Source organism: Microbacterium pumilum (assembly GCF_039530225.1).
Classification (GTDB): Bacteria; Actinomycetota; Actinomycetes; order Actinomycetales; family Microbacteriaceae; genus Microbacterium; species Microbacterium pumilum.
The window spans coordinates 872,899-897,239 of the sequence record NZ_BAAAOH010000001.1 but is presented as its reverse complement, the minus strand read 5'-3'; the positions used below and the strand labels follow the sequence as shown (position 1 = coordinate 897,239).

Below are 24,341 nucleotides of genomic sequence, written 5' to 3'. Positions count from 1 at the left end.
GTCTAACGGGGGCGCGCAGCGGTCCCGTTCGCGCCGGGCTCGACCGAGAGCGCGAGCGGCGCCTCCGCCGTGGTGTTGCCCTTGCGGAACACGCATGTGAACGTGATGGATGCCGCTTCCCCGCCGTCCAGCATCGCGGTGACCGCGAGCCCCGCCGCGCGACCCTTGTCGGCCGCGGGCTGCACCAGCGTGGTGAGCTCGTAGGGCGCGAGCCCGTCGACGACGATCCCGTCGAATCCCGTGATGCTGACGTCCTCCGGCACGCGCAGACCCGCCTCCTCAGCGGCGCGGATGACCCCCGCGGCGAGCAGGTCGCTCTGTGCGATCACAGCGGTCGGGCGGTTCGCCGCATCGGCGAAGATCTCTCGTCCGGCAGCCAGGCCTTCGTCGATGAAGCTGCCCGCCGCGGCGTAGGCCGCGGCATCCGGGTACACATCTCGGGCACCCTGCAGGCGCTCGCGGGTGACGTCGATCGTGACGTCGGCGTCGTCGGGGATCCACCCGCGAGTCCACCCTGCTCGGACGGGGAGAGCCGCCACCGCGACCCTGGTGTGTCCGTGGGCGCGCAGGTGGCGGGCGGCCTGGCGCTGCGCCTCGCGATTGTCGAGTCCGATGCGCGGGATGCCGACTCCCGCATCCCCCTCGACGACGACGACCGGGATGCCGCGCGCTTTGACCGCATCGAGCGACTCGCGAAGGAGTCCGCTGCAGCCCACGAGCACCGCGGCGTCGAGTGGCGCCGTCATCAGGGTTGCTCCGGTGCCCACCGACTCCCGATCGCGCAGCAGCAGGAGGCCGGCGCCCAGCGGCGCCATGGCGTCGGCGAGTCCGTCCATCATCTGGGTCTTCACCGGGTCGAGGAATGCCGTGCCGAGGTGCTCTTCGAAGACCACGCCGACGATGCCCGAGCGCCCGCGGCGCAGCGATGCGGCACGGGGATCGGGCCCGGTGTAGCCGAGCGCCGACGCGGCCTCGAGCACGCGGGCACGGGTCGCGTCCGACACCGGCGTCTTGCCGCTGAAGACGACTGAAGCCGTGGACGGCGAGACTCCGGCCTCGCGGGCGACGTCGGAGATGGTGGCTCGGCGCGTGCTCATGTCGGAACGATGCTACCCCGCTCCGCAGCAGGCGTCGAATCGATTCGACGACCCCGAATCGATTCGGTAGGCTGTGCATCATGGAACTCGAGCTCACGCGACCGCAGCTGGTGCGCTGGCGCTCCGCCGTTTTCGCGATCTTCTTCGCGAGCGGCCTGTCGATCGCAACGTGGGCATCCCGTGTGCCGGCCATCAAGCACACGCTCGGAGTCGACAACATCCAGATCGGGCTCATGCTGCTCGGCGCCGGCATCGCATCGATCGTCGGACTGTCACTCGCGCCGATCGTCCTCGCCCGCTTCGGGGCGCGCAGCGGGATGCTGACCGCCATGCTCGTCTTCGCCGTCGGGGTCGCGATCATCGGCATGGGCACGGACATCGCCGAATCGTATGTGGTCGTCGTCGGCGGCCTGATCCTGTTCGGTCTCGGCAACGGAGCACTCGACGTCATGATGAACATCGAGGGCGCGGCGATCGAGAAGCAGAGCGACAAGACGATCCTGCCGCTGTTCCACGCCTTCTTCAGCTTCGGCACCGTGGTGGGTGCCGGGATCGGCGCCCTCGCCGCATGGTGGGGCGTCGGCGTTGTCGTGCACTGCTCGATCATCGCCGTCGCGATCGTGCTCATGGCGTTCGTGACGCACGCCATGGTGCCGGCGCGAGAGATCACGATGGATCCCGACGAAGGCGAGAAGCGCCACTGGCGTGAACGCCTGCACACGTCGCTGTCGGCATGGCGCGAACCGCGCACGTATGCGCTCGGAGTCATCATGCTCGGCATGGCCTTCGCCGAAGGCGGGGCGAACGACTGGCTTGCTCTCGGCATGGTCGAGGGCCACGACACGACGGCCGCGGTCGGTGCGCTCGGTCTGGCCGTCTTCTCCGTGAGCATGACGGTGGTGCGCGTGTTCGGTGGACCGCTCGTCGACCGGTTCGGCCGCGTCGCCACCCTCCGCGTGCTCGCCGGGCTCGCGACGGCCGGCCTGCTGCTCTTCATCCTTGCTCCGAACACGCCGCTCGTCTTCATCGGCGCGGCGCTGTGGGGTGCGGGCGTCTCGCTCGGCTTCCCGCTCGGGATGTCCGCCGCCGCGGACGATCCGGCGAAGGCCGCCGCACGGGTGAGCGCCGCCGCCACGATCGGCTACATCTCGTTCCTGTGCGGACCGCCGATCCTCGGGTTCGTGAGCGAGCACATCGGACTGCTCAACACGCTCTACATCCTCGTCGCGCTCGCGATCGCGTCGGGTCTCGCCTCCGGCGCAGCCCGGCCGATCGCCGGCTCGACCGTCGGCGCCGGACACCGCGCCGAGCACCGCTGATCAGCGCGCCGCGCTCCGAGCGAGCGGCGTCGCATCCGCTCGATGCGTCGTAGGCTCGTCGGGTGCGCCTCGTCATCGCTCGCTGCTCGGTCGACTACACCGGCCGACTCACCGCGCATCTGCCCCTCGCGACTCGGCTGCTGGTCCACAAGGGTGACGGCAGCCTGCTCGTGCACTCCGACGGCGGCTCATACAAGCCCCTCAACTGGATGAGCCCGCCCTGCCGTCTCGACGTGGAGCCTCCGGATGAGTCGGATGCCGTCGACGGCGTCATCGAGTGGTGGCGCGTGACGCACGCCAAGTCCGGCGACGCCCTGCTGGTGCGCATCCACGAGATCCTCCACGACTCGTCGCACGAACTCGGCGTCGATCCCGGGCTGGTGAAGGACGGCGTCGAGTCGGAGCTGCAGCGCCTGCTCGCCGAGCAGGTCGACGTCATCGGCGACGGGCTCACTCTCGTGCGGCGTGAGTTCCCGACCGCGATCGGCCCCGTCGACCTCCTGCTCCGCGACCGCGCAGGTGGCACGATCGCGGTGGAGGTGAAGCGTCGCGGCGACATCGACGGCGTAGAGCAGCTCACCCGATACCTCGAGCTGCTCGGTCGCGACCCGCACCTCGCCCCGGTGACCGGAGTGTTCGCCGCCCAGGAGATCAAGCCGCAGGCGCGGGTGCTGGCCGCGGATCGCGGCATCCGGTGCGTCACGCTCGACTACGACGGCATGAAGGGCGTCGAGTCCGGGGCTCCGCGGCTGTTCTGACGCCGCGGCGGTCGGGGTGAGTGGCTGGCTGGCCGCCGTGCCCGCCCGGGAGCCGCCGTCGACTGTCCGGGTCGACGGCGAAATCACCCTCCGCAAACATTTGCCGTACGCGCTGATGAACTTCCCGCTCACATGCCTCCAGGGAACGTCCCGCTCACACACCTTGCCGGGCCGCGCACAGCGATGAACTCCCCGCTCACACACACACCCCGCGGTGAGCGCGACCCTCACCCAGGTGAGCGCGAAGTTCCGCCGGGGCATGTGAGCAGGAAGTTCATTGAGAAATGCAGCAAAGGTCGAAAGGTTCAGAAATCCGCGCCGCTGGACATCGAGGACTCGCGAGCAGGCCCCTGCCCATCGCCGAACCGAGCCCGCGGCGACTCACCTTAGGCTGATCCCATGCCGATGCGATCGCCATGGACCTGCATCCTCTGGGATGTCGACGGCACCATCGTGGATGCGTCCGACGGCATCCTACGCCGCCTCGCCATCACCCTCGAGCACTTCGGCAAGCGCGCGCCGACCCGTGCCGAACTCGTGCACTGGATCGGGCCGCCCATGTACGACTCCTTCCAGGTGACCGCCGGCATGACGCCGGCGGAGTCGACCGAGGCCGTGTCGTTCTACCGGACGCTGGGCAAGGCCGACGGCTACACCACCGGGGCCAGACTGTTCGCCGGAATCGATGAGCTGATCCGGGATGTCGCAGCCGCCGGCATCGCGCAGGCGACCGCGAGCTCGAAGCCCGAGGTCCAGGTCGACGCCCTCATGGATCACTTCGACCTGTCCCCCTGCTTCACGGCGATCGTGGGGGCGACGCTCGATGAGCGGACCCTCAGCGCCAAGGCCGACATCGTCGCGGAGGCCCTTCGCCGGCTCCGCAGCGCCGGGGTCGACACCAGCCGCCCGGTGCTCGTCGGCGACCGCCACCACGATGTCGAGGGTGGGGCCGACAACGGGGTACCCGTGATCTTCGTGCGGTGGGGCTTCAGCTGGCCGCATGAGTCGGCCGGCGCCCAGGTCGCGGTCGACACGGTCGACCAGCTCCGAGAACTGCTCCTGGTGGGCGATGTCGATGAATGAGACCGGCGCGGCGATCCTCGGCTGGGCCGTTCCGGCCGCAATCGTGTTCGGGGTGACGGCGATCGCCATCGTCGTCCTGGTGTGGGGGCTGCGGCGAGCGCGACGGTCCTCGCACGCCCGCGCGGCTGCCGAAGCCGTCCGCACACAGGCAGGCGGCGTGCTCGTGCGCCTCGACGACGCCGTGGACGAGCTCGAACTCGAGGTCGGCCTGTCGGGCGCGCTCTATGGGGGCAATGCACCGGCATCCCTGCGGCGAGCGCGGATCAACGCGGCCCACGTGCGCGACGACTCCTTCGAGGACTACCGCGGGGTGTCGGACCCGGCCATGTTGCCGGCCGACGTCCGCAAGGGCTCCAAGCGGATCATGCGCCGCGCGGAGGAGGCGCTCGCACTGATCACGCGCGCCCGCGCCGAACATGCGGAGTGGATGCGGGCGAATGTGTCGGCAACGGATCAGATCGCGGCCGCGCAGGGCCGCCTGACGGCCCTTCGCGCTTCGATGGGAGACCCTGCCAAACTCGTCGCCGAGCTGTCGGCACGCTTCGCAGAAGACGAATGGCGGGAGGCGTCCCGTGCCGCGTCGGCCGCCGTCAGCGAGATCGAGGATGCTCGCAGCCACCTGACGGCTGCCGCCTCGCTCTCGAGCGACCCTACCCGCACTGCTCTGGATGACCTGGCGTCCGCAGAAAGATCGCTCCGACGGGCCGAGGAAGACGCGCGGATCCTCGAAGAGAGCCACCGGCTCGTGACGCAGGCCGCGCAGGCGGTGCCCGGCGAGTTCGAAACGGCGCGCGTTGCGCTTCGCCAGGCCATGGTCACGCGCGAGGGCCTGCCTCCTGCCGAGGCCGATCGGCTCGGCGCCGAACTCCACAAGGTCGAGGAGCAGCTGACGGCGCTCGAGACCGACGCAGCCCGGCACCCCACCCGCACGATCGACGGCATCGCGCGCGTGCGCGACCGGCTGGATCTCGCTCTCGGCGACGCACGGACGGCACAGCAGCGGCTGCGCGGCGCGCGCACCGCGCTGCCAGGCACACTGGCGGCAGCGCGCAACGCCATCGCCCACGCCGACGCGGCCCTGGGCCACACCGGTGCCGGTGCCGACGCGCGCTCGCGCCTCATCTCCGCACAGCGCGAACTCGCGAGCGCCCGTCAGGCACAAGACCCGGTGTCGGCCCTGGATGCCGCCCGCCGCGCGATCCGCGATGCCGAAGACGCGAAGGCGCTCGCGGACTACGCTGCACTGACGGGACGCTGACTCGACGCGCCCCTCTCGCTATCGTGAGCGGATGACCGAGACCGCCACCCGCGTGCGCAGGCGCAACCCCGTCATCAGTATGCTCTCGCGGATCCCGACGACGCTGACGCTCGTCGGCATCCTTCTCGTCGTGGGCATCGTCTGGACTGGTCTCTGGCAGCCGTTCCAGGACGACCCGCTGTTCGACTCCGTCGCGTACGGTCTCCCGGCGCTGGCCGAGGGAAGGTGGTGGACGCCGATCACCGGCACGTTCTTCGTCAACCAGCCGATCGTCTACGTCTTCGTCATCCCATCGTTCATCGGTCTCGCCTACCTCGAACACCGTCGCGGCTCGATCGTCGCGCTCGCGTATTTCGGCATCGGTCAGCTGTTCGCGATCTTCGCGAGTGCCCTGTTCCTCTGGCTCGCTGCGATGCTGCCCTGGCCGTGGGCACAGGAGGAAGCGCTCGTTCTCGATGTCGGACCATCGGGCGGCTCGATCGCGGGCATCGCTGCGGCCGTGGGTCTGCTGATCGCACCCTGGCGCGTCCGAGGGTGGATGCTGCTCCTCGGGTTCTCGTTCACCACCCTCTTCTTCTGGGGTTCGCTCGCCGACCTCGAGCATGCGTTCGCGGTTCTCCTCATTCTGTTCGTGGATCGGTCGCTGCGGATCCAGCGAACGACCGTCCGCGAGCAGCGACTCATCGCATTCGTCGGCATCATCGTCCTGCTGGCCGTCGAGCTTCTCACCCTGCTGGTGCCGACCGACGGGCCGTTCGGGCAGACGACCCCCTCCGGCGGGGGCGTCATCGACGTCGCGATCGACGTCATCGTGATCGCCCTCCTCGCCAACGGTCTGCGCCGTGGCCGACGGTGGGCGTGGGCGTGGAGCATCGTGCTCGCGGCGTTCAACATCTTCACCGGCATCCTGCTGCTCTTCCTCTTCTTCGTCCTCGGGGCCGCGGAGATCGAGTCGCAGGTCGGCGACTTCACCGCGGCCCTCGCACAGGCCGCCATGTGGGCCCTGCTGCTGGTCTACCTGATCTGGGTCCGCGGCGCGTTCCGCGCCCGACGCAAGGCCACGATCGGCGTTCAGCCCATTCCGACCGTCGACGACGTCAAGGCCGCACTGCACACGGATGGCGGGGGCACACTGTCGTGGATGATGACGTGGGAGGGCAACAGCTACGCCCGCACCGCTGCCGGCGGCATCCTTGCGTACCAGCGCCGCGCAGGCGTCGCGGTGGTGCTCGCCGATCCGATCGGGCCGGCGGCATCCCGCACCGAATCGGTGAAGGAATTCATCCACGCCGCCGAGTTCGCCGGCCTCATCCCCTGCTTCTTCAGTTCGAGCGACGAGACGAAAGCGGCCGTGCCGGGCGGATGGCGCAGCCTCGTCGTGGCCGACGACACGATCGTCGACCTCCCTGGCCTCGAGTTCACCGGCAAACGGTGGAACGCCGTCCGGACGTCGATGAACCGCGCCGGTCGCGAATCCATGACATTCCGGATGACGCGGCTCAGCGAAGAGCCGTGGGGCATCCGCCAGCAGATGCGGGCGATCTCGGAGATGTGGGTCGGAGACAAGGGTCTCCCCGAGATGGGATTCACGCTGGGAACGCTCGATCAGGCCGAGGATCCGGAGGTGCGGCTCGCTCTGGCCATCTCGCCGACGGGGGATGTCGACGGCTTCCTCTCGTGGCTGCCCGTCTACGGCCCGGGCGGGACTGCGCGAGGGTGGACCCTCGATCTCATGCGTCGGCGCGAAGGTGGCTTCGGCCCCGTCATGGAGTACCTCATCGGCATGTCTGCGCGGTTGTTCTCAGACGAGGGCGCGCGGATCATGTCGCTCTCGGGTGCGCCGCTCGCCCATGAGTACCCGCCGGATGCCGGCGCGATCGCCGCTCTGTCGGATCGCCTCGCAGAGGCCCTCGAGCCGGTCTACGGCTTCGGGTCGCTCCACCGCTTCAAGCAGAAGTTCCACCCGCGCTACGAGACGATGTACCTGCTCTTCCGCGACGAAGCCGACCTGACCAGGATCGGTGCGGCGCTCACGAGAGCGTTCCTCCCGGATGCGACTCTGCGGCAGTTCGCAGGCGCTGGTATCGAACTGGTACGCGGCCGGGAGCGCGACTGAAAGCGCCTCGACCAGGACGCGGGTTCGCCCGGATCCGGCGTGGTGCGCAGCTGCGCACCACGCCGTGTTCTCCTGGTGCGGCTACGGGCCGCGGAGACTCAGATCGGTCGGATGTTCTCGGCCTGAAGGCCCTTCGGACCCTGCGCGATCTCGAACTCGACGCGCTGGTTCTCTTCGAGCGAGCGGTAGCCGCCCGCCTGGATCGCGGTGTAGTGGGCGAACACGTCCGCGCCGCCTTCATCGGGAGCGATGAAACCGAATCCCTTCTCGGAGTTGAACCACTTGACCGTGCCCTGCGTGCTCATGAAATGCCGTTCTTCGGAGGTGCCCGGTGCGTTGTGCACCGGTATTGCCCTCCACGCTAACGAAGCCGGACGACAGGCAGAACCATGTGGCGTCAGAAGGTGACACAAATGTTGCAGAGAGCACAGCATGTCCCATCGGACGCCCGGGCCGAGCGAAGCTCGAAGCCCGGGCGTCGACGGATCCCCCCGGATAGGCCACGCCAAGCGTGACTCGCACATTGTACCGATATATCGGTCTGCCGCGACCGTCAGGTTACCGCGTGTGCCGAGGCGCTGAGAGAGTCCCGCCACCCACGGTCGGTCGTACACTGGTCGAACTCATGACTATGCCCTTCACTCCGCTCGACCCGCGCGGAACTGTCCTCGGCGACGAGGTGTTCGAGCTGCTCGGAGAAGCGATTCTCAGCGGAAAGCTCGCACCCGGCGAACGACTGCGCGACCACGAGCTCGCAGAGCGCTTCGGCGTATCGCGTACACCGGTCCGAGAGGCACTCCAGCGACTCGAGCGCAGCGGCCTGGTCGAGGTCTCGCCCAACCGCTACACGCGCGTGACGATCCCGGACGCCAAGGTCCAGGCGGACGTTATCGAGTTCGTCGCCTATCTCATGGGCATCTGTATCCGGATGGCGGTGGCCCGGTGCTCCGACGAAGAGCTCGCCGAGGCGCTCACCGACCTCGACGCCGTGATCGCGGCGTCCCGCGCCGACGATCATGCGGCACTCGCTGAGACGAGCCATGAGTTCTTCGCCCGGATGACCCGGGCGACCGGCAATGTCGCGATCCTCCGCGTCATGCGAGAGGGCGAGATCGCGATTCGTCGGTCGCTCCCGGGCTGGCAGCCGTACATCGAGTGCCCGATCGGGCGCACGGCGGCGTACGAATCCTTCCGGGATGCCGTCGCCGACCGAGACGCGGGCCGAGCCGAGTCGGTGCTGCGCGACATCCACGGCTTCTCCTGATCGCAGCCGCTCGCTACGGTGATGACCGTGGGCCATATCGAGCTGCGTGACCTCGACGACGACGATCTCGACGCCATCTTCGAGATGATGCGCGATCCGGCGTCTGTCGCAATGGCGGCGTTCACCGCCGATGATCCCGACGACCGCGCCGTGTTCGACGTCTGGATCTCGCGAGAGCGCTCCGCCTCGGGCGTCTCGTACTTCGTCGTGACCGAGAACGGCGGCTTCGCCGGCTCGGCGGCGGTCTTCACCGTCGACGGCGACCGTGAGGTCAGCGTCTGGCTCGCGCGACACGCATGGGGCAGAGGGATCGCCACCGACGCACTGCGCCTGCTCGTCGCGCACGAGCCGGAGCGCCCGCTCTACGCTCGCGCCGCCGCCCACAACGCGGCGGCGATCGCGGTGCTGTCCAGGTCGGGGTTCACCGAGGTGTCGCGCAACACGGCGTACGCTCCGGGAGTGGGGCGCGAGGTCGAAGAGGTCGTGTTCACGCTCGTTCCGGCGCTGGACGGCTACTGAGCAGCAACCGGGGCGTTCGCAGCAGCCCCTCCCGCACGAAACGAGAACGACCCCCGAAAAGCATGGGGGTCGTTCTCGTTTCGTGCGCGAGGGGGGAGTTGAACCCCCACGCCCTTTCGGGCACTGGCACCTGAAGCCAGCGCGTCTGCCTATTCCGCCACTCGCGCGTTGCGCGGCATCCGGGGACGCCGCGATCAACCTCCCGAGGATATCACGCAGATTCCGACCTCCCGAATCGCGCACCGGGGGCGAACGGGCGCGCGTGATCGATCCATCGCCTATCCAGCGTGTACGTCTAGCATGTAGCAACCGGCACCGCCCCTCCGAGGAGCCCAGTGGGACTACTTGACAGCTTCGAGAAAGGTCTCGAACGCGCAGTGAACAGCGCGTTCGCGAAGACCTTCCGCAGCGGCATCCAGCCCGTCGAGATCGCTTCCGCGCTGCGCAGCGAGCTCGACAAGAAGGCGGCCGTCGTCAGCCGGGATCGCATCCTCGCGCCCAACACGTTCACGGTGCGGCTCTCCCCTGCGGATGACGAGAAGATGACCGCTCTCGGCGGGGCGCTCACTCAGGAGCTCGACACCCTCGTGCACAAGCACGCGAAGGCGCAGGGCTACTCCTTCGCCGGTCCGGTCACGATCGCCCTCCAGCGAGACGAGCAGCTTTCAACGGGAACGCTCCGCGTCGACTCGACGACCGCCCAGGGCCGGGTCGCGTGGCGGGGCGTCATCGACGTCGAGGGTCGCCGGCATCCACTCGTGAAGTCGCGCACTGTGATCGGCCGCGGCAGCGACGCGGACGTGACCATCTCGGACCCCGGCACCAGCCGCCGGCACGTCGAGATCCTGTGGGACGGCGAGCGGGCCATGGTGCGGGACATGAATTCGACCAACGGCACGCTGCTCGACGGTCGCAAGGTGGTCGAAGCCGCCCTCGCCCCCGACTCGACAGTGACGATCGGGCGCACCGACATCGTGTTCCACGTCGTCGCCCAGGCTGCCGCGCCGCCGAAGCCGCCGATGCCCGCCGCCGACGCCACCCGCGTGTACGACATCCGCGACGGAGGGCCGCTGACTTGAGTGAGCTGACTCTGCTGCTGCTGCGCGTCGGATTCCTGCTGCTGCTGTGGTTCTTCGTTTTCGCCGTGGTGTACTCGCTGCGCGCCGATCTGTTCGGCGTGAAGGTGCGCCGGATGCCGGATGCCGCACCCGCCGCTGCGGCCGCGGCCGCGGCCGCCCCGGCATCCCGCCCCGCTGCCGGAGTGACCGGCCCCGTGACTTCGGCACCCGCCGCGCCGGCCGGCCCGAAGGGCGGTCCGGCGACGACGTCCACCGTTTCGCGGATCGTGATCACGAGTGGGCCGAAAGCCGGACTCGAACTGCCGCTCGGCGTTGAGCCGCTCACGATCGGCCGTTCGAGCGAGTCTGGGCTCGTGGTCCGCGACGACTACACGTCGAGCCATCACGCGCGACTCGTGCTGTGGGGCGACCAGTGGATGATCCAGGACCTCGATTCGACCAACGGCACGTGGCACGACGGCGCCCGCGTGGCGGCACCTGCCCCCGTGACGATCGGGGCGCCGATCAAGGTCGGCGCGACGACCTTCGAGCTGCGGAAGTAGCGGGCGGAACCCGCACCTATGGTCTTCCAGGGCTCGAGCGCCGCCATCTCGCACACCGGCAAGGTGCGCTCCAACAATCAGGACTCCGGATATGCCGGATCGAACCTGTTCGTCGTAGCCGACGGCATGGGCGGGCACGCCGGCGGTGACGTCGCCTCGAGCCTTGCGGTTTCGCGCCTGGAGCAGATCGATCGGCCCTTCGAATCGACCTCGGCCGCCGAACGTGCACTCCGAGACGCGATCGCCGATTCGGCGACCGCGCTGATCGACACAGTTCACGTGCGCCCCGAACTGGCGGGAATGGGCACGACGGTGAGCGCCCTCGTGATGGTGGACGACTATGCGGTCATCGCGCACATCGGCGATTCGCGAATCTACCTCTACCGTGACGACGCTCTGACCCAGATCACGACCGATCACACCTTCGTTCAGCGACTCGTCGACTCCGGCCGCATCACACCGGAGGAGGCGCGCTACCACCCCCGGCGCTCCGTGCTGATGCGGGTGCTGGGTGACATGGATCCCGATCCCGAGGTCGACACATTCATCATGCCGACGCAGGCGGGCGACCGCTGGCTGCTGTGCTCGGACGGGCTCTCCGGGGTGGTGGATGACGCCCACACCTCCAAGGCGCTCGGTCTCGGTCTGGCGCCCGGCCGCACGGCCGACAGCCTGCTGAAACAGGCGCTCGATGGCGGCGCGCCCGACAACGTCACGATCGTGCTCGTCGACGTGGGCGGACAGCATCCGATCTTCTCGGGAACGCCGACGATCGTGGGCTCGGCTTCGAACCCGGTCGGCATCGAGGTGCCGGCCGCCCGCCCGGGCCGGACCAGCTGGCTTCATCCGAACCGGCAGGCCGCGAACGAGCCCACCCACTTCGAGCCCGCCGCCGAGTTCCTCGAGGAGCTCATCGAAGAGGACCGGCGCCGGGTGCGCCGGCGGCGCATCGGCTGGGTGGTCGGCCTCATCCTCGTGCTGGGGCTCATCGCCGCCGCGCTCTGGGGCGGGTATGCGTGGACGCAGACCCGCTATTACGTCGGCGGCGACGACGACACCGTGGTGATCTTCCGTGGCATCCAGCAGGGCATCGGCCCGATCTCGCTGTCCACGCCTTACGAAGACACCGGCATCCCCCTCGAATCGCTCTCGGACTTCGCGCGCGAGACGGTGGAGCAGACGATCTCGGCGACGTCGATCGACGATGCCCGACGCATCGTCACCTCGATCAGCGAGACCGCGGGGGGTGGCTGATGAGCGCCGGCGTCACGCGCCAGACTCCGCCCACGGACGCGGTATCGACCGACACGGCCGTCGTGCGTGCGCTCAAGCGCATCCGCGTCCCCCAGACGCAGCGCAACCGCGAGCTGTTCCTGTTGATCTTCGCGTTCGCCATCAACGGGTCGGCTCTGGTGCTCGTGCAGCTGGGCGCTCTCAAGGCGATCGATTGGACGTTCCTCGTCTACTGCGGTGGACTGACCGCACTCGTCCTCGCGCTGCATATCGTGCTGCGCCTGCTCGCGCGCGATGCCGATCCCTTCGTCGTGCCGATCGCGACACTGCTCACCGGCCTCGGGCTGGCGATGATCTACCGCATCGACCTGGCCCTGAAGCTCCACGGCTGGGAGGCTGCGTCGACGCGCCAACTCGCGTGGGCGGGCATCGCCCTCGTCGGCGCGATCGCGATCGTGGTGCTGCTCCGCAACTACCGGGTGCTCTTCCGCTACACGTATGTGTCGGGACTGGCCGGTGTTGTGCTCCTGCTGCTGCCCCTCATCCCGGGCCTGGGCACGGACGCGAATGCCGACGTGTGGGTCTCGTTCGGCATCTTCTCGTTCCAGCCCGGTGAGATCGCCAAGATCCTGCTGGCGATCTTCTTCGCCGGCTACCTGGTGCGCACGCGCGAGGCGCTGACCTCCGTCGGCACGCGCTTCCTCGGAATCACGTGGCCGCGCGCGAGGGAACTCGGGCCCCTGCTCGTGATCTGGCTCGTCTCGCTCGGCATCATCGTCGTGCAGCGCGACCTCGGCACGGGCCTGCTCATCTTCGGCATGTTCGTCGCGATGCTGTACGTCGCGACCGGCAAGACCAGTTGGGTGCTCATCGGAGTGGTGCTCGCTGCGCTGGGCGCCTTCCTGGCGTCACGCGTGCTCCCCTATGTCGGCGGAAGGTTCGCGAACTGGCTGGATGCCTTCAACCCCGAGATCATCGAGCGCCCGGGTGGCAGCTACCAGCTCGTTCAGGGCATCTTCGGGCTTGCTCAGGGCGGCCTCGTCGGCACCGGCCTCGGCCAGGGACGGCCGTACATCACGCCCCTGTCGCAGAGCGACTACATCCTCCCGAGCATCGGCGAGGAGCTCGGACTCATCGGGGTGTTCGCGATCCTGTGTCTCTACATGGTCTTCGCGAGCCGCGGCATCCGCATCGGGCTCGCCGGTCAGGACGACTTCGGCAAGCTCCTCGCGACCGGTCTGTCGTTCACGATCGCACTGCAGGTGTTCATCATGGTGGGCGGCGTCACGCGCATCATCCCGCTGACCGGTCTCACGACCCCGTTCCTCGCCGCGGGCGGTTCGTCGCTCGTCGCGAACTGGCTGATCGTCGCGCTGCTGCTGCGCATCTCAGATGCGGTGCGCAGTCGGCCCAGGGTGGTGATCGGCTGAATGACGAAGGAGCTCCGACGGCTCAGCATCCTCATGCTCGGCATGTTCCTCGCGCTGTTCGCCGCGACCAGCTGGATCCAGGTCGTCGATGCCGACGCCCTGGCCCGCAATCCCGGGAATACGCGCGCGCTGTACGACTCGTACCAGGTGCAGCGCGGCTCGATCATCGTCAGCGGATCGGCGATCGCGACATCCGTCGCCTCCAACGATGTCTACAGCTGGCAGCGCGTCTACACCGATGCCGACATGTGGGGGCACGTCACCGGATGGATCAATCCCGTGCTGGGCTCGGCCACGGGGATCGAGCAGTCGATGAACCAGGCGCTGAGCGGCACGGCGGGCTCGCAGTTCCTGGCGCGCATCGAGCGGATCATCTCGGGTCAGCCACCGCGCGGATCGAACGTCGTGCTGACCCTGGATGCCGCAGTTCAGCGTGCCGCCTTCGACGCGCTCGGCGATCTGCAGGGCGGAGTCATTGCGATCGATCCGAGGACCGGCCGTGTGCTGGCCATGGTCTCGAGCCCGGACTTCGACACGAACCTGCTCGCGTCCCATGACGCCCCCGCCGTCAACGCGTACTACGACGGCCTCGTCGCCGATCCGGCGAATCCGCTGTTCGACCGCTCGATCGGCGGCGATCTGAACCCGCCGGGCTCGACGTTCAAACTCGTCGTGGCATCGGCGGCGCTCGCTTCGGGCGACTACACGCCCGAGTCGACGCTTCCGAACCCCGCGCGATACAGGCTGCCCCAGTCCAGCAGCGTGGTGTTCAACGCCAGCGGCGGAACCTGCGGTCCCGGCGCCGAGGTGACGATCGCGGATGCGCTGCGGATCAGCTGCAACATCCCGTTCGCCGAGCTTGCCGTGGAGCTCGGCGACACCGCCATCCGCGAAGAGGCGGAGAAGTACGGCTTCAACGTGCCGTTCGAGCTTCCGCTCGTCTCGACGCCGTCCAGCTACCCGCGGGCTCTCGACGACCCGCAGACGGCGCTGACGGGATTCGGACAGGGTCAGGTGACGGCGACGCCGTTGCAGATGGCGATGGTATCGGCCGGCATCGCGAACGAAGGAGTCGTCATGAATCCACACATGGTGGATCGAGTGATCGGACCGGATCTTTCGGTCCAGCAGGTGTTCGAGGACACCGAGTTCGGGCGGGCCCTGGACGAGGATCTCGCCGCCGAGATGAGGGCGATGATGGTGGCCAATGTCAGTAGTGGGGCGGCCTCGGGTGCAAGAATAGACGGGGTCGACGTGGGCGGTAAGACCGGCACCGCCGAGAACGGCGCCGCACAGCCGTACACGCTGTGGTTCACCGGGTTCGCCCCCGCAGACGATCCGCAGGTGGCCGTCGCAGTGGTCGTCGAAGACGGCGGCGGGCAGAACCAATCGGGCAGCGGCAACACGATCGCGGCGCCCATCGCGAAGAAGGTCATGGAGGCGGTGCTGGGGAGATGAGACCGACGCAGGGTGTGACCTTCGGCGGCCGCTACGAACTCGAGTCGCGGATCGCGATCGGCGGCATGGGCGAGGTGTGGGAGGCGACCGACCACGTCATCGGCCGCACCGTCGCCATCAAGATCCTCAAAGACGAGTACATGGGTGACCCGGGCTTCCTCGAGCGCTTCCGCGCCGAGGCCCGTCATGCCGCACTCGTCAACCACGAGGGCATCGCCAGTGTGTTCGACTACGGCGAGGAGGCGGGCAGCGCCTTCCTCGTGATGGAGCTCGTGCCAGGCGAGGCGCTCTCGACCATTCTCGAGCGCGACGGAGCGCTCTCGACCGACAAGACGCTCGACATCGTCGCCCAGACATCCCTCGCCCTGCAGGCGGCGCACGCTGCCGGCCTGGTGCACCGCGATATCAAGCCGGGCAACCTGCTGATCACGCCTGACGGCCGAGTGAAGATCACCGACTTCGGCATCGCCCGCATCGCCGACCAGGTGCCCCTCACGGCGACCGGTCAGGTCATGGGCACGGTCCAGTACCTCTCGCCCGAGCAGGCGTCCGGGCACCCCGCATCCCCGGCGACCGATACCTACTCCCTCGGAATCGTGGCGTACGAGTGTCTCGCCGGCAAGCGCCCGTTCACCGGCGAGTCGCAGGTGGCCATCGCGATGGCGCAGATCAACGAGCAGCCCCCGCCGCTGCCGCCGACCGTCGCCGTGCCCGTGCAGAACCTCGTCCTCGCGATGATCGCGAAGAAGCCCGAGGAGCGCCCTGCCTCGACGGCTGCGGTCGCGCGGGCCGCGTCCGCGTTGCGGCGAGGGGATGTCGCGGCCGCAGTCGCCGCGGTTCCCGCCATCGCAGGCGGCACCGGAGCCGTCGATGGCGATACGGCGACCCAGCTGCTCGTCGCAGACACTGCCGCGGCGACCAGCCTCCTGCCCGCGGACGACGCGGTCGTCGCGGAGGGCGAGAAGCGCAAGCGCAGCCCCTGGACGTGGCCGCTCATCGCTCTCATCGTGCTGCTGCTGCTCGTGCTCGGCGGCACGGTGTGGGCTCTCCTCGTGAATCAGGACGACCCCAAGCCGCCGCCGACCACGACGTCCGCCTCACCATCCAAGACTCCGTCCACGACGCCGTCGATCACACCCACGGCGACCACGGTCGATGTCAATGCCCTGGGTCTCATCGACATGAACTGCGATCAGGCGCGGACGACGGCACTGGATGCCGGTCTCGAGACCGTCACCTGCTCGCCCGGCCGCGCTGCCGACACCCAGGAGCAGGTCGACCTCGTCTACTCGGTCGAGCCGCAGGGCAACGTCCCGAAGGATCGCGAACTCGTGCTCACCTATTACACCGACCTCACGCCGATCGGCGCGCCGGGGGCGCCGTCGATCGAGGTCGGCGGAGCTCCGGCGGCATCCGTGACGGAGGGCACCACGGTGCAGGTCAACTGGTCGGCGTTCACGTGCCCGTCGGGCACCGGCTCGGTGAGCGCGTACAACCTATCCGCCGTGAACGGCACCTTCCCGATCACCGGCACGCCGGAGGCGTCGTTCAGCCCGACTCAGCGTCCCGTCGACCTCCTGGTCGCCAACCAGCCCGGACAGTCGCTCTTCGTGACCTACACCGTCACCTGCACGGGCAACGGGGCGAGCCGCGATTCCGAAGCGTCGAGCCAGGCCCAGGCGACGATCACCCCGGCGGCCACCCCCACACCCACCCCGTGACGTCGGCCGCGCGAGCCCCTGTCATGGGGCTCGTACGGGCTCGGCTAGTCTGGCTTGTGTTCCATGCAGGGAGTGACAGTGACAGCTGAGCCGCGCGTGCTTTCGGGGCGCTACCGCGTCGACGAGGCAATCGGTCGGGGCGGCATGGCCAGCGTGTATCGGGGTTATGACCTGACTCTCGGCCGTGACGTCGCGATCAAAGTGCTCGATCGCGAGCTCGCGAACGACAACGCCTTCCGCACGCGCTTCAGGCTCGAGGCGCAGGCGGCATCGCGCATGGCCCACCCCACGATCGTGCGCGTGTACGACGCCGGCGAGGACTCCGAGACCGCGCCCGACGGCACCGTTCGCGCCGTTCCGTACATCGTCATGGAGCTCGTCCGCGGCAGACTGCTGAAGGACATCATCGCCGCCGGCCCGGTCCCGGTCGAAGACACCGTGCGCTACATCGACGGCATCCTCGAGGCTCTCGAGTATTCGCATCGCGCCGGTGTCGTGCATCGCGACATCAAGCCGGGCAACGTGATGGTGACGGATGCCGGCCAGGTCAAGGTGATGGACTTCGGCATCGCGCGCGCCGTCTCCGACAGCTCGGCGACCGTCGCCGAGACCACCGCGATCATCGGCACCGCCGCGTACTTCTCACCCGAGCAGGCCAAGGGTGAGCCGGTCGACGCGCGCGCGGACCTCTACTCGACGGGTGTCGTGCTGTACGAACTGCTCTCGGGGCGGCAGCCGTTCCGAGGCGAGTCGCCGGTGGCGGTCGCCTACCAGCACGTCAGCGAAGCACCCGTGCCCCCCTCCGAGATCAACGAGTCCGTGCCGCGATCGCTCGATGCCGTGGCGCTGCGTGCCCTCGCGAAGGACCCGTTCCAGCGGTACCAGGACGCGGCGACCTTCCGCGAGGCGATCGACGCGACCGTCGACGGCCGTTCGCCGTCGAAGCGTCAGGTCGGGGCGCTCACCAGCGAGCTGTACGGCCCGAATCCGCGTCAGGCGGCCGAGACCGCCCGGTCGCTGCGTCAGCTGAGCACCGACACGACGATGAAGCGGACGCAGGCGGGACCCCCGGTCGCGTGGATCTGGGCGGGCGTCGGCCTTCTCGCGGTGCTCCTCATCTCGGTGCTCTTCTGGGTGCTCACCATCCGCCCGACCGATGACGTGCCCACCAATTCGCGAATCGTGCCCGATGTGACCGGCATGACCTACGAGCGGGCGAACACCGAGCTCGAGTCCGAGGATCTGCCGGCGTTCCGCGTCGACGAGCCCAATTCCGACGTGGCCATCGGCAATGTCATCCGCACCGATCCCGAGGCGGGCGCCTCGGTGACGCCCGGTCAGAACATCCGCGTGTACGTCTCGCTCGGCCAGGAGATGGCGACAATGCCCGTGGTGGAAGGGCTGTCTCAGGATGCCGCTGCCGCCGCGTTGAAGGACGCTGACCTCGTACTCGGCACCATCACGCAGCGCAACGACCAGTCGCTCGCCGCGCAGACGGTGATCTCGGCCGACCAGACCGAGGGAGCGGAGATCGCGGTCGGCACCACCGTGAATCTCGTCGTCGCGTCCGGTCGCGTCACGATCAACGATGTGACGGGCTACACCGTCGATGCGGCGACCCGTGAACTCGAAGACCTCGGGCTCACCGTCACGACGCAGGAGGACACGAGCTGCAAGGCGGCCGCACCCCCGACGGTCGCATCGCAGTCACTCGCTCCGGGCGACGTGCCGATCCATTCGACCGTCACCCTGAACTTCTGCTCCGGTCCCTGACGGTCACGGTCGTCAGCGTCGTGGATGCAGCGCGGCGCCGCGAGCCGCGGCATCCGGGAGTCCCACCGTCTGCAGCCAATTGCCCAGCAGGCGGTGACCGCCTTCGGTGAGCACGCTCTCGGGGTGGAACTGCACGCCCTGCACCGCCGCCGTCCGATGCGCGATGCCCATGATGACGCCGCTCGCCGTGCGGCTCGTCACGACGAGTTCGCGTGGCAGGCTGTCGTTCACGATCGCCAGCGAGTGGTAGCGGGTGGCCGTGAAGGGATTCGGCAGGCCGGCGTACAGCGGGCTGCCGTCGTGCTCGACGAGCGAGGTCATGCCGTGCATCAGCTCTGGCGCGTGGTCGACGGTTGCGCCGAACGCCTCGCCGATCGCCTGGTGGCCGAGACAGACACCGAGAAGCGGGATGCCGGCATCCGCCGCCGCGCGGACCACCTCGACCGATGCGCCGGCATCCGCGGGTGCGCCGGGACCGGGAGAGATGAGGATGCCGCGGTAGTCGCTGATCGCCTCCGCCGGATCGGTTATCGCATCCGCCTCGACGAGGTCGGTCTCTGCGCCGAGTTCGTGGAGATAGCCGACCAGGGTGTGGACGAAACTGTCGTGGTTGTCGACGACGAGAACGGCGGCGCGGCTCATCGGCGGGTCGTGCCGGAGATCACTGGACCGTCACCTCTTGCGGGTTCACGAACTGGCTCACCCAGGGGAAGACATAGTAGAACAGCCCGTACAGCACCGCCATGACGAGGACCACGAGAATCAGCACGCGCACCCACCAGGGGCCAGGGAGGATGTGCCACAGCGCCGCATACATCAGGCTGCCGCCTCGGAGACCGACTGCGGTGCGCCCGCTGATCTGGGGGTGAACGACTCGAAGACGCCGTAGGCGACGATCCGCTCGCTCATCGCGTACATCGGGCTGCAGCTGGTCATGGTGATGTACCGGGTTCCGGCCGGCGCGTCGAGCTCCTGCGGCACCGGGAGGAGCACCTCGACCGCGTTCGGGGTGACGTACTCGAGAGTGCGGAAACGATACGTGTACCAGCCGTCCCGGGTCTCGATCACGATCGCGTCGTTCACCCTGAGGTCGGCGATGCGATTGAACGGCTTGCCGTATGTGGTCCGGTGGGCGGCGAGGGCGAAGTTGCCGACCTCGCCCGGCATCTTCGAACCGGGGTAGTGGCCGATGCCGATGTTGTCGAGGGTGCCCGACCGCGTGATACCGCCGGCGATCGGGACCGCGTAGTCGGCGCCGAACCGGGGGATGCGCATGATGCCGAACGTCTCGCCATCGGCCGGTTGCGTGAGGATGACGGGATCCGCCGTGACGGGATCGCCGGGCGCGTCGCCATCGGTGTCAGGCGTGAGCTGCGGGACGTACTGCTCGGCCCAGGTCTGCGAGAGCTCGTGTCCCGTCGCGTTGCGCTCCGCGCCATAGATCATGTCGCCGATCCACAGCTGCCATCCGACGTAGAGAAGGGTCACGACCCCCGCGGTGATGAGGATCTCGCCCATCACCCCCACGACGGAAGCGCGTCTGCGAGGCTTCGGCGAAGCGGGTGTGCGCCCACCTTCGCGGGGAGCGGTCTCACCCTCCGCGTGGCCGGCCGGCGCTTCATCCACAGGGGGATTCTAGTCAGCGCATGCTGTGCCGCGGCTGGCAGATAGACTGTGGGCATGGCACGACCCGGCAAAGATGACGATTCGCTCGTCGAGCAAGCAGAAGGCGAGGCCGCACCCAACCCGGTGTGGTTCAAGCCGATCATGATCGGCCTGATGCTGATCGGCCTGGTATGGGTGCTCGTCTTCTACGTGAGCGGCATGCAGTACCCCATCCCCGGTATCGGGGCATGGAACCTCGTCATCGGCTTCGGTATCGCATTCGTCGGCTTCCTCATGACGACGCGCTGGCGCTAGAGCCCGAACTACACCCGTGTGATTCATCCCCACCTGTGGATGAACCTGTGGATAACTCCCGGCCCCCGCGTCAGAAGTAGAACAGCGGCGGCACGAGCAGGAGTGCGAGCAGCACCACGCCGACGACGCCGAGCAGTACGATCTGCAGCCACCGCTGTTGCGGCGATCGCGTGCGCGTGAAGATGAACGCGATGAGCGCGCCGGTGACGAGCCCGCCGACGTGGGCCTGCCACGCCACGTTGAAACCGGGGATGAACCCGATGACGAGGTTGATCCCCAGCACGAGGGCGATGCCGGCGACATTCGCTCCGATGTGCCGCCCGATCACGAGAAGCGCGCCGAAGAGCCCGAAGATGGCACCCGAGGCCCCGACCACCGGCGTCGTGAACGACAGGAGCGCGACGGCAACGGAGCCTCCGAGAGCGCTCAGCAGATAGAGCGTGAGGAATCGGCCACGGCCGAGAAGCGGTTCGAGGCTTCGCCCGATCATCCAGAGTGCGAGCATGTTCAACGCGAGATGCCAGAGACCTCCGTGCACGACCGTCACGGTGAGCAGTCGCCAGGGTTCGAAGGTGCCCGAGAGTTCCGGGTACAGCAGTGGCGCGAGGAAGACGAGAGAGTTCTGCACCCGCGTTCCGAACCCGGGGATCATCGTCACGAGGTAAGCGACCGACGTGATGAGGACGATGGCGTACGTTGCGAGCGGACGTGAGTCCCGCACCGCGACGGCACGTGGGCGCGACCACCGACGCTCCGCCTTCGTCTGCGCGGGCGACGCAGCCTTCTGCTGATCCTTCAGGCATTCGGGGCAGATGACTCCGACCGCGCCCTGGGTCTGGCATTCCGGGCAGATCGTCCGCAGACACCGCTGGCAGAGCACGAAGCTCTGGCGGTCAGGATGCCGGTAGCAGAAGTTTTCGCGATTGCGGCGGAACTCGTCCGTGGTCACAGGCGGGCGGCCGCCCTAGACCGCGACGATGTCGATCGACTCGATGACCACAGGCTCGATCGGGCGGTCGCCGGATGCCGTGGGGACGCCCGCGATCGTGTCGACGATCTCTTTGGATGCGTCATCCGCCACCTCGCCGAAGATCGTGTGCTTGCCCTGCAGCCATTCCGGACCGCGTCCGCCCTGACCCGGCACCGTGATGAAGAACTGCGATCCGTTCGTGCCCTCGGCCTGACCGGTGATCGCGTTGCGGCGAAGACCCGCGTTCGCCATCGCCAGCTTGTAGGGAGCGGTGAACGTCAGTTCGCTGTTGATCTCGTCGTTGAAGTTATAGCCCGGGCCGCCGGTGCCCTGACCCAGCGGGTCACCGCCCTGGATCATGAAGCCCGAGATGATGCGGTGGAACACGACCCCGTTGTAGAGCGGACCCTCGCCCGGCTTGCCGGTGCGGGGGTCGGTCCACGTGCCCGTTCCGTCCGAGAGGCCGACGAAGTTCTGGACCGTGCCCGGCGCGTGGTCGCCGAAGAGGTTGACGACGACGTCGCCATAGTTGGTGTGAAGGGTGGCGACAGCTGTGTGAATCGGCATGAGTACATTCTTTCAGACTTCTGTGCAACCCCTCCCGTCCTGCGCCGGGTCTGACAGTATGGGGAGAACCACGTCCCCGGTCGATTGGGAGGGCCCTCGTGAGCCTCAGCCGCAAGCGCAAGAAGGAACTCAACAAGCTTCAGACGCAGGCCAACAGCCTGTGGGAAGCCCAGCAGGTGCTGGTGGGTGAAGCCGCCTCCGTCGCCAGGGAGGCGAGCCGTCAGCTCGGGCACCTCGGTCGCGAGCACGTGGCGCCGCAGGTGCAGGAGACGTACGACAGGTACGCGGCGCCGTACGTCGACAAGGGCGTGAAGACGTCCAAGCAGGTGTTCAACGGTCGTGTCGTGCCCGCGGCCGGTGCCGTCGTCGGGTCGGCACTCTCGGTGTGGGATGCCGCCCTCGAAACCCGCGCGAAGCTCGCGTCGGACCACGGCATCAACATCCCACTGCCGAAGGCTCTCCTGAAGCCTCCGCCGCCACCGGCGAAGTCCGGCATGGGGGCCGGTGGCGTCATCGCCATCATCCTCGGCGTCGCGGCGGCGCTCGGAATCCTCTATGCGGCGTGGCAGACGCTTCGCGCCGACGACGAGCTGTGGGTCGCGGACGACCCGCTGCGCGCCCCGGATGCCTGATCCGCTTCATCGGGTAAGAGAAGCGGCATCCGCTCGAGGTCTGACCATCGAGCTCCGGGAACGTCCGGTGGCGAACAGCCTGACCGAGGCGGCAGCGCTGCTCGGCATCCCGGCGGCCGGAATCGTGAAGACCCTCGTCGTCAAGCGCAGTGACGACACGTATCTCTTCGCGCTCGTGCCGGGCGATCGCGCCATCTCATGGCCGAAGTTGCGCGCAGTTGTGGGTGTGAACAAGCTCCAGCTTCCCGATCCCGTCCGCGCGCTCGCAGCGACGGGATACGAGCGTGGAACGATCGTGCCGATCGGCAGCAGCACCGAGTGGCCGATCTACGCCGACGAGAGGATCGTCGGCGAGCGTATCGCGATGGGTGCCGGCGCTCACGGGTACAGCCTCTTCGTGGCCGCGGACGATCTCATCGCGGCCTACGACGCGACGGTCGCCGACATCTCGCAGCCGGTCGGGTGACGGCATCCGTCGCTATTGGATACCCGCCATCTGCAGGCCGATGTCCACGAGCTTCACCCGCTGCAACTCGCGCACGCTCGCGAGGGGAAACCACTCCGCGCGATCGGTCGATCCGTCGATCTCGTCGCGCAGCCTCCCTCCGGTGATCCGCGCGCGGTAGACGATCCGAATCGCATGCAGCGGGTTGACCGCGTCTTCGGCCATGCGCTTGCTGACCGGGATGACACGCGAATGGATGCCGAGCAGCTGCTCGATCGCGACCTTGTAGCCGGTCTCTTCGCGAACCTCGCGTCGGGCTGCGCGGTCGGGATCTTCGCCGGGCTCGAGGCCGCCGCCCGGCAGTGTCCACGCGGCGCGGCGACCCTCGTTCCAATGTGCGAGCAGAATGCGGTCCTCGGCATCCGTGATCACTGCGTACGCGGCGACGCGGATGTCCATGCGCCCCAGCCTAGGGCCGGGCTCGGATGCGCGGGGGATAGAGTGCGATGCAGGCAGGAGGACAACCCGTGACCGGTGCGGACGTGGCTGCCATCACCGCGATCGTCGCCGGCATGTTCTGCGTGGTGCTGATCGGCATCCTGCACTTCGTGGAGCCGGAGTACGACCCGTCCTGGCGGATGATCAGCGAGTACTCCCTCGGAAGTCACGGCTGGCTCATGCGGGTCGGCTTCATCGCGATGGCCGTCAGCCCCGCCGCGATCGGCATCGCGCTGTGGCCGTTCGGTGGCGCGTGGACGGTCGGCCTTGCGATCGTCGCCGCGGGTGCGATCGGCGCCGCATTCGTCGACGCCGATTCGATCATGACTCCGCGCGCCGCGGCAACGAGAGTCGGCAGAGCCCACACGGTACTCGGCAGCGTGCTGCTCATCGGGTTCCCCGTGGCGGCACTCATGGCCGGACTCGGATCCGCCGACGGACTGGGCTGGACGCTGGCACTCGCGTCGGCCCTGCCCTGGGCGACCCTGCTGTGGTTCCTCCGGGTGTCGTCATCAGCGCACGGGCAGGGCGGCTCGCCCGCGGTGCGTGTCGGGTGGCCGGACCGAGCTTGCCTCGTCGCCTACCTCGCCTGGGTGGTGCTCGCCGCCGCCGCCGTCCTGTCGTCGTGATCCAACCCGACGGGAGCTGAAACGGCTCGC

26 protein-coding genes and 1 tRNA gene are annotated in these 24,341 nt (G+C 68.4%); 18 read left to right on the top strand and 9 right to left on the bottom strand.

What is annotated here, in order from left to right:
- Positions 1-2: 2 nt before the first annotated feature.
- Entirely contained in the window at positions 3-1,097 is a 1,095-nt protein-coding gene (locus ABD188_RS04120; protein WP_344058788.1) for a LacI family DNA-binding transcriptional regulator, read from the bottom strand.
- A gap of 80 nt (positions 1,098-1,177) precedes the next feature.
- On the opposite strand from ABD188_RS04120, the gene ABD188_RS04115 reads away from it, so the two are divergent.
- The 5 genes from ABD188_RS04115 (at position 1,178) to ABD188_RS04095 (ending at position 7,631) form a co-directional block, all read left to right on the top strand.
- Positions 1,178-2,416, top strand: a complete 1,239-nt coding sequence (locus ABD188_RS04115; protein ID WP_344058786.1) for an MFS transporter — start codon at positions 1,178-1,180, stop codon at positions 2,414-2,416.
- A gap of 62 nt (positions 2,417-2,478) precedes the next feature.
- Positions 2,479-3,174 (top strand): endonuclease NucS, encoded by a 696-nt coding sequence (nucS, locus tag ABD188_RS04110; protein ID WP_344058784.1) that lies wholly within the window; start codon positions 2,479-2,481, stop codon positions 3,172-3,174.
- Between the two features lie 399 nt (positions 3,175-3,573).
- Positions 3,574-4,257: an HAD hydrolase-like protein gene (locus tag ABD188_RS04105; RefSeq protein ID WP_344058783.1), complete on the top strand. Its 684-nt coding sequence runs from the start codon at positions 3,574-3,576 to the stop codon at positions 4,255-4,257.
- Positions 4,250-5,515 carry a coiled-coil domain-containing protein gene (locus tag ABD188_RS04100; RefSeq protein WP_344058782.1) on the top strand — a complete coding sequence of 422 codons (1,266 nt, stop codon included), beginning with the start codon at positions 4,250-4,252 and terminating at the stop codon, positions 5,513-5,515. The genes ABD188_RS04105 and ABD188_RS04100 overlap by 8 nt, the downstream gene beginning before the upstream one ends.
- 31 nt (positions 5,516-5,546) lie before the next feature.
- Positions 5,547-7,631 carry a bifunctional lysylphosphatidylglycerol flippase/synthetase MprF gene (locus ABD188_RS04095; RefSeq protein ID WP_344058780.1) on the top strand — a complete coding sequence of 695 codons (2,085 nt, stop codon included), beginning with the start codon at positions 5,547-5,549 and terminating at the stop codon, positions 7,629-7,631.
- A gap of 98 nt (positions 7,632-7,729) precedes the next feature.
- On the opposite strand, the gene ABD188_RS04090 is transcribed toward ABD188_RS04095, so the two are convergent.
- Positions 7,730-7,936: a cold-shock protein gene (locus tag ABD188_RS04090; protein ID WP_251455122.1), complete on the bottom strand. Its 207-nt coding sequence runs from the start codon at positions 7,934-7,936 to the stop codon at positions 7,730-7,732.
- Positions 7,937-8,256: 320 nt separating this feature from the next.
- Here ABD188_RS04090 and ABD188_RS04085 point away from each other — a divergent pair, with 320 nt between their 5' ends.
- Both ABD188_RS04085 and ABD188_RS04080 read left to right on the top strand, forming a co-directional pair.
- Positions 8,257-8,895, top strand: a complete 639-nt coding sequence (locus tag ABD188_RS04085; protein ID WP_344058776.1) for a GntR family transcriptional regulator — start codon at positions 8,257-8,259, stop codon at positions 8,893-8,895.
- Positions 8,896-8,922: 27 nt separating this feature from the next.
- On the top strand, positions 8,923-9,414 hold the full coding sequence (locus tag ABD188_RS04080) for a GNAT family N-acetyltransferase (protein WP_344058774.1): 492 nt from the start codon (positions 8,923-8,925) through the stop codon (positions 9,412-9,414).
- Positions 9,415-9,497: 83 nt separating this feature from the next.
- Here the strand turns inward: ABD188_RS04080 and ABD188_RS04075 are convergent.
- Positions 9,498-9,581 (bottom strand) — tRNA-Leu (locus ABD188_RS04075).
- A 168-nt stretch (positions 9,582-9,749) separates the two neighbouring features.
- On the opposite strand from ABD188_RS04075, the gene ABD188_RS04070 reads away from it, so the two are divergent.
- From ABD188_RS04070 to pknB, 7 genes are all read left to right on the top strand, one after another.
- A complete protein-coding gene (locus ABD188_RS04070) occupies positions 9,750-10,493 on the top strand; it encodes an FHA domain-containing protein (RefSeq protein ID WP_344058772.1) in 744 nt (247 codons plus the stop codon).
- Positions 10,490-11,035, top strand: a complete 546-nt coding sequence (locus ABD188_RS04065; protein ID WP_344058770.1) for an FHA domain-containing protein FhaB/FipA — start codon at positions 10,490-10,492, stop codon at positions 11,033-11,035. Before ABD188_RS04070 ends, ABD188_RS04065 begins: the two co-directional genes overlap by 4 nt.
- Positions 11,036-11,053: 18 nt before the next feature.
- Entirely contained in the window at positions 11,054-12,289 is a 1,236-nt protein-coding gene (locus ABD188_RS04060; protein ID WP_344058768.1) for a PP2C family protein-serine/threonine phosphatase, read from the top strand.
- Positions 12,289-13,698 (top strand): FtsW/RodA/SpoVE family cell cycle protein, encoded by a 1,410-nt coding sequence (locus ABD188_RS04055; RefSeq protein ID WP_344058766.1) that lies wholly within the window; start codon positions 12,289-12,291, stop codon positions 13,696-13,698. Before ABD188_RS04060 ends, ABD188_RS04055 begins: the two co-directional genes overlap by 1 nt.
- A complete protein-coding gene (locus ABD188_RS04050) occupies positions 13,699-15,156 on the top strand; it encodes a peptidoglycan D,D-transpeptidase FtsI family protein (protein WP_344058764.1) in 1,458 nt (485 codons plus the stop codon). It begins immediately after the preceding gene.
- Complete coding sequence (locus ABD188_RS04045; protein ID WP_344058762.1) at positions 15,153-16,877, top strand: serine/threonine-protein kinase; 1,725 nt, start codon at positions 15,153-15,155, stop codon at positions 16,875-16,877. The genes ABD188_RS04050 and ABD188_RS04045 overlap by 4 nt, the downstream gene beginning before the upstream one ends.
- 63 nt (positions 16,878-16,940) lie before the next feature.
- A complete protein-coding gene (pknB, locus tag ABD188_RS04040) occupies positions 16,941-18,650 on the top strand; it encodes a Stk1 family PASTA domain-containing Ser/Thr kinase (protein WP_344058760.1) in 1,710 nt (569 codons plus the stop codon).
- A 12-nt stretch (positions 18,651-18,662) separates the two neighbouring features.
- Here pknB and ABD188_RS04035 read toward each other — a convergent pair whose 3' ends face one another.
- From ABD188_RS04035 to ABD188_RS04025, 3 genes are read right to left on the bottom strand one after another with little or no spacing between them, the layout of a single operon-like run.
- A complete protein-coding gene (locus tag ABD188_RS04035; protein ID WP_344058758.1) occupies positions 18,663-19,292 on the bottom strand; it encodes an anthranilate synthase component II in 630 nt (209 codons plus the stop codon).
- A 19-nt stretch (positions 19,293-19,311) separates the two neighbouring features.
- Positions 19,312-19,467, bottom strand: a complete 156-nt coding sequence (locus ABD188_RS04030) for a hypothetical protein (RefSeq protein ID WP_344058756.1) — start codon at positions 19,465-19,467, stop codon at positions 19,312-19,314.
- On the bottom strand, positions 19,467-20,168 hold the full coding sequence (locus ABD188_RS04025) for a class E sortase (RefSeq protein ID WP_425561364.1): 702 nt from the start codon (positions 20,166-20,168) through the stop codon (positions 19,467-19,469). The genes ABD188_RS04030 and ABD188_RS04025 overlap by 1 nt, the downstream gene beginning before the upstream one ends.
- A gap of 162 nt (positions 20,169-20,330) precedes the next feature.
- Here ABD188_RS04025 and ABD188_RS04020 point away from each other — a divergent pair, with 162 nt between their 5' ends.
- A complete protein-coding gene (locus ABD188_RS04020) occupies positions 20,331-20,570 on the top strand; it encodes a cell division protein CrgA (RefSeq protein WP_344058752.1) in 240 nt (79 codons plus the stop codon).
- 70 nt (positions 20,571-20,640) lie between these two features.
- On the opposite strand, the gene ABD188_RS04015 is transcribed toward ABD188_RS04020, so the two are convergent.
- Together ABD188_RS04015 and ABD188_RS04010 are read right to left on the bottom strand one after the other, a co-directional pair.
- Positions 20,641-21,519, bottom strand: coding sequence for a rhomboid family intramembrane serine protease (locus ABD188_RS04015; protein ID WP_344058750.1), 879 nt, complete (start codon positions 21,517-21,519; stop codon positions 20,641-20,643).
- Between the two features lie 15 nt (positions 21,520-21,534).
- A complete protein-coding gene (locus ABD188_RS04010) occupies positions 21,535-22,107 on the bottom strand; it encodes a peptidylprolyl isomerase (RefSeq protein WP_344058748.1) in 573 nt (190 codons plus the stop codon).
- Between the two features lie 98 nt (positions 22,108-22,205).
- On the opposite strand from ABD188_RS04010, the gene ABD188_RS04005 reads away from it, so the two are divergent.
- Both ABD188_RS04005 and ABD188_RS04000 read left to right on the top strand, forming a co-directional pair.
- Complete coding sequence (locus tag ABD188_RS04005) at positions 22,206-22,739, top strand: DNA helicase (protein WP_344058746.1); 534 nt, start codon at positions 22,206-22,208, stop codon at positions 22,737-22,739.
- Complete coding sequence (locus tag ABD188_RS04000; protein ID WP_344058744.1) at positions 22,732-23,205, top strand: aminoacyl-tRNA deacylase; 474 nt, start codon at positions 22,732-22,734, stop codon at positions 23,203-23,205. The genes ABD188_RS04005 and ABD188_RS04000 overlap by 8 nt, the downstream gene beginning before the upstream one ends.
- A 12-nt stretch (positions 23,206-23,217) precedes the next feature.
- Here the strand turns inward: ABD188_RS04000 and ABD188_RS03995 are convergent, their stop codons facing one another.
- A complete protein-coding gene (locus ABD188_RS03995; protein WP_344058742.1) occupies positions 23,218-23,643 on the bottom strand; it encodes an NUDIX hydrolase in 426 nt (141 codons plus the stop codon).
- Between the two features lie 68 nt (positions 23,644-23,711).
- On the opposite strand from ABD188_RS03995, the gene ABD188_RS03990 reads away from it, so the two are divergent.
- Positions 23,712-24,311, top strand: coding sequence for a DUF998 domain-containing protein (locus ABD188_RS03990; protein WP_344058740.1), 600 nt, complete (start codon positions 23,712-23,714; stop codon positions 24,309-24,311).
- Positions 24,312-24,341 lie beyond the last annotated feature (30 nt).